Source organism: Armatimonas sp. (genome assembly GCF_043760365.1).
Classification (GTDB): Bacteria; Armatimonadota; Armatimonadia; order Armatimonadales; family Armatimonadaceae; genus Armatimonas.
This window is the reverse complement of sequence record NZ_JAYUPA010000403.1, coordinates 1-4,977: the sequence shown is the minus strand read 5'-3', so window position 1 is coordinate 4,977 and position 4,977 is coordinate 1. Positions and strand designations below refer to the sequence as shown.

At 60.6% G+C, this 4,977-nt stretch carries 4 protein-coding genes; 3 read left to right on the top strand and 1 reads right to left on the bottom strand.

Features of this window, described 5'->3' with window-relative positions:
- A partial coding sequence (locus tag ACH2EH_RS09565) for a hypothetical protein (protein WP_395141125.1) occupies positions 1–710 on the bottom strand: 710 nt, incomplete at its 3' end.
- Between the two features lie 270 nt (positions 711–980).
- On the opposite strand from ACH2EH_RS09565, the gene cas3 reads away from it, so the two are divergent.
- The 3 genes from cas3 to ACH2EH_RS09550 form a co-directional block, all read left to right on the top strand.
- Positions 981–3,287, top strand: a complete 2,307-nt coding sequence (gene cas3, locus ACH2EH_RS09560; RefSeq protein WP_395141123.1) for a CRISPR-associated helicase Cas3' — start codon at positions 981–983, stop codon at positions 3,285–3,287.
- 21 nt (positions 3,288–3,308) lie between these two features.
- Positions 3,309–3,947 (top strand): type I-C CRISPR-associated protein Cas5c, encoded by a 639-nt coding sequence (gene cas5c, locus ACH2EH_RS09555; protein WP_395141121.1) that lies wholly within the window; start codon positions 3,309–3,311, stop codon positions 3,945–3,947.
- Positions 3,944–4,977 (top strand): type I-C CRISPR-associated protein Cas8c/Csd1 (locus ACH2EH_RS09550; RefSeq protein ID WP_395141119.1); only part of this gene is annotated, 1,034 nt, incomplete at its 3' end. The genes cas5c and ACH2EH_RS09550, both read left to right, overlap by 4 nt.

The window sequence follows — 4,977 nt, the reverse complement described above, 5'->3', positions numbered from 1 at the left end:
CGCTCTGTCAGGGGAGTGCGTAGCATCGCCAGCCAGAATTCCTCACGGCTTTGCCCTGCCAGAGACCTCAGTGAGTCCAAAGCGCTGATATGCGGATTGTAGATGAAGGGATCGTCGAGGGTTGTTAGGACATCCTCGGAAACCTCCACGCCCGCCGCCTTCAGAACTTCCTGCCGAATCATGCGCTGAACCTCTTCGACTGCTGCCTCTTCCCAGGGCTTGAGCTCGTTGTAAATCATCTGGTTGTAAACAGGGGAGTGGCCGTGAAGTAACTCGTGGATCAAGGTGCGCCAGCGAGCAGGTCGCACTGCTTCGATCTCTCGGATGGCTATCGAGCAGCTCAGGTTCTTCTTGCCTCGCCACTTCTCACTCGCGTCCCCGATCTCGATAGCCTGCCGGTTCCAGCGCGAGGGTAAGCCCACCAGCTCGGTGATCCTGGGCAGCAGCGCTTCTGCTTCGGACTGAAGACGCTTGCCCATCTGCTCGCGTGTCTCCGTGCCGGGAAGGGCAGGGTCGCGTGAGCCAGAGGTCTTTTCGTGGGGATCGGGATCGGTCATGGGCATCGTGCGTCTTTTCACCGCCGCCCCCTGTGCTTCCTCCAAAGAGCGAACATAGCCTTGCTTACCCCAGTCACCGCGCTTTTTCTTACCTACAAAGTCAGCAAGTTTCAGCTTGCCCTCGCGCCACTCTCCGCCGCCGCAAAGTTTCAATCCTCACCGGAGCCTAGACCCCGGTGCAACAGCGGATTTTCCTCTACGAGGAGGTTCCGCTGGAAGTAGTTTAAGGCGGAGTCACGGATTTTGCAAGGGGTTGTAGAGGGAGGGCTTCCGCGAACCTCACGGTCAATGGGGAACCACTTGGGGTTCGCGGAAGACTTTTCAGCCAGCCAAATGGGCAAATCACGGAATTAAGTCCTGCGATCACAAATCAGTCACAAAACGTGTGTATAGTAAAAGTTGAGGAAAAAATTAGGACTCCACATGACGCAAACCGATGAAATTCCGAGCTGGTTAGCCCACACGCCGTCCAAGGCGAACCCGTGCTGGCACTCCTTTACAGATCATGTCCAAGAAGTGACACGACGGGCGACGGAGTTCGCGGTGCCCTTTCACGGCGAGGCGCTGGCGAGGTACGTGGGGCTGCTCCATGATCTGGGCAAGCTCACGCCACAGTTTCAGCAGTACCTCAAAGACTGCGCGGCAGGCATTCCCCGTAAACCCGGCTCAGCGCCGCACAAGCAGCATGGAGCACGGGTGGCCTTTGACGATCTCCGCGTGGTGATGGGCGAGGATATTGCGGGGATTGTCGCGGCACTTATCCACGGCCATCATGGCGGAATGAAAGAGCGCTCCGCCGCACTCAACGACACCCAGCAGCGGGGCGCAAGTGGTAAAGTTGTGCAGGCGCTTCGGGAGCAGGCGGCACAGATCCACCCCGAGTTTGCCGCACCCATGCCCGATCCCGCGCACCTCTTTCCAATGCCCCATGCCACGGATCAACTCACCGCAGAGATGTACGTGCGCCTCGTGTTCTCCGCCCTGGTGGACGCGGATGCACTGGACACCGAGGCGCACAACGACCCGGAGGCTGCCCAGCGGCGGGAAGGGGTGGCACTATCGCTCGCAGTGCTCTGCGCGAAACTGAGGCAGCGCCAGGAAAGTGACTTTGCCAGCGCCACCCCAAGCCCGGTCAACGACATTCGGCGCGAGGTGTATTCGGCGTGTCAGAGAGGGGCTGTGGAGAACCTTCCTGGTGTCTTTGCGCTCACTGTGCCCACGGGCGGCGGTAAGACACGCTCCTCTCTGGCGTTTGCCCTGGAGCATGCCGCGGCCTATGGGTTGCGGCGCGTGGTCTATGCCATTCCTTACACCAGTATCGTGGATCAGACGGCGGCGGTGTTTCGCGAGATCTTCGGGGAGGACGCAGGAGTGGTTCTGGAGCATCACTCCGCGATTGAGCCACGGCAAAAAAGCAGCCGTGAAGACAGTGAGGAGGATCGCACGGCAGAGAGCGAGAAGTGGCGCTTGCTCGCAGCGCAGAACTGGGACGCGCCGCTGGTGGTCACCACCACGGTTCAGCTCTTTGAGAGCCTCTTTTCCAATCGCCCTGGTGCGTGCCGCAAGCTCCACCGCCTGGCCAAGAGCGTGATCGTCTTGGATGAGGTGCAGACACTGCCGCCCACACTCCTAGAGCCGATTCTCTCCGGGCTGCGCGTGCTGGTGGAGAACTTTGGGACAACGGTAGTGCTGTGCACGGCAACGCAGCCCGCGCTCTCGGTGCAGAGCGAGTTTCTCCACGGCTTTGCCAAAGTGACCCAAATCGTCCCTGAGGAGCAAGTGAAGGCGCACTTTGCGCAGCTTCGGCGGGTGCGCTACCAAGTGGTCGAGGAGCCCTGGGGCTGGGAGCAGGTGGCAGCAGAGATGCAACTGAGTGGTCAGTCCTGCCTCTGCGTCCTCAATACCCGGCGGCAGGCGCTGGAGCTGCTGGATCTGCTCGATCCCGACGATGATAACCCGAATGTCCTGCACCTCTCGACCCTGCTCTGTGGGGCACACCGCAAGAAGGCACTCACGGAGATTCGTCACCGGCTGAAACACGGCCCCCCAGTGCTGGTGGTAAGTACGCAAGTGATCGAGGCGGGCGTGGATGTGGACTTTCCCAAAGTGCTGCGCGCGATCGGGCCACTCGATAGGATCATCCAGGCGGCGGGACGCTGCAACCGCGAGGGGCTCCGGCCTCGTGATGAGAGCCAGGTGATTGTCTTTACCCCTGCCGAAGACGCCGCGCCCAAGGGCATCTATCGCATGGCACTGAGCCAGACCGTCCAGCTTTTTCAGGCAGCACGTGCCCGAGGGGAGAGCGTGGACTTCGATGACCCCAGCTTTGTGACGAGCTACTTCGAGCGGCTCTACCGTGATCTGGCGGGTGAAGTGGATGCCAAGAAGATCCAGCTCGACCGGACGAACTTCGACTACCCGACGGTAGCGCAGAAGCTACGCCTGATCGAGCAAGACACGATCTCCGTTTTTGTCACCGACTACGACGAGAAAGAGACACGGGCAATCCTCGCGCAAGCAGCAGCTATCGGAAAGATGACCCGGCGGCTCTGGCAGCGTGCGCAGCCGCTCTGTGTGAGTGTATTTGCCAACGACCAGGTCAAGGAGTTTGAGGAACCGTTTCCCGGTCTGCTTCTCTGGCCCGGTGCGTACCACTTCAAGCGGGGGATAGACCTCCCCCGCGATCCGAGTGATGCGGTTGTTTACCGCGTATCGTCTCTGTTGATCTGATCAATGTTACAGGAGGTAAGGATGGATTTTCCCCCGTTGGAAGTGAAAGTGTGGGCACCGATGGCGTGCTTCACGCGGCCTGAGAACAAGGTGGAGCGGGTCTCGTACCCTGTGCCCACTCCCTCGGCTGCGCGTGGGGTTCTGGAGGCTATCTTCTGGAAGCCTGAGTTTTCCTACCGCGTTCGTGAGATTTTGGTGCTCAGGCCGATCCAGTACGCCTCGGTCCTGCGCAACGAAGTGGATGGTAAGGCAACCGGCACGGAGGGCATCTCGATTACCGAGCGCCGCCAGCAGCGCCACACGCTCCTGCTCCGAAGTGTCGAGTATATTTTTCGTGCCGATGTGGTGCTGCGGCCCCATGCCACGGACGATATTGCCAAGTACCGGGATCAGTTTCGCGAGCGGGTGAAGAAAGGCCGCTGCTTCCAGCGCCCCTACCTGGGATGCCGCGAGTTCGCCGCCGACTTTGAAGCACCCGATGGCACGGAGACGGTCTGTGCTGAGCTGCAAGGCAAGACACTGGATCTGGGGCTGATGCTTTTTGATCTCGCGTTTGGCAAGAACCTGAGCATCCCGCTCTACTTTCCTGCCGAGCTGGAGAGCGGCGTCCTCAAGGTGCCCGATATTGAGTACGAGAAGCTGGGGGTAATCAAGCCATGATCCTGCAAAGACTCTACCGCGATGCCGACACCATCATGCAGCAGACAGGGCTGGGGACACTGCCGCCCTCGATGTATGTCCCCAAGCTCCTGCGCTGGATTGTCGAAGTCTCCACAGATCCCCGTGTACCCGTCGCCTTCACCCCCCTCACCGGCGACGATCCCAAGAAAGGCGAGCGCGGCCTTCAAAGACTCCTACCAGATATGAAGCGCACGGTGGGGATCACCCCGTTTTTGCTCGCCGATACGCCCTCCTACACGCTGGGGTTGGTCTTCGCCGATGACCTGAAGGGCAAAGATGAAGCCAAAGAACGTGCCCGAGCTGCCGTAAAGCATACGGCGTTCAAAGCACTGCTTGCAGCGTGCGTGGAAAAGACGGGCAATGCCGATGTCGCCCTAGTCGGGCGTTTTCTGGAGAGCTGGAACCCGGATAGCCTACCCGAGAACTTTCCCAAGGATATGAGCGGAGCGCACACCGTGACCTTTCGTGTGGACGGCCGGGCGCTGGCCGTGGACGATACCCGGGTGCGGCGGTTCTGGGCGGCACGTGGGCAGGCCGAAGACGACGGTACATCAACGGCACTCAAGGCAACGTGCCTGCTCTCTGGTGTCTATGGCCCCGTCGAAGAGATGATGCCCGTGGCCGTGAAGGGAATCCCCGGCGGACAGCCCACTGGAACCCAGCTAGTCTCGATCAACTTCGCCGCGCCAGAGAGCTACGGCTTGGTGCGAGCGCAGAACTCTCCTATCTCGCGGGATGCTGGGGAGCGCTTTGGCAAGGCGCTCAACGCCCTACTCGCCTCGGATCGGCACCGGGTAACGGTTCAGAATATCGCCTATGTCTTCTGGGCATCGGCACCAAGTACGCCGCGCCTCTTTGCCTTTGCCCCACCCGCAGATGCCACCGAGCTGCGGCACTTTCTCAGCTCCGTACAGCGCGGCGTGCCCTGGTGCGACCTACCCAGCGAGACCAAGTTCCAGCTCTTCGGGCTCTCTGCCAATGTCGCCCGCACCGTGGTGCGCTCCGCCTT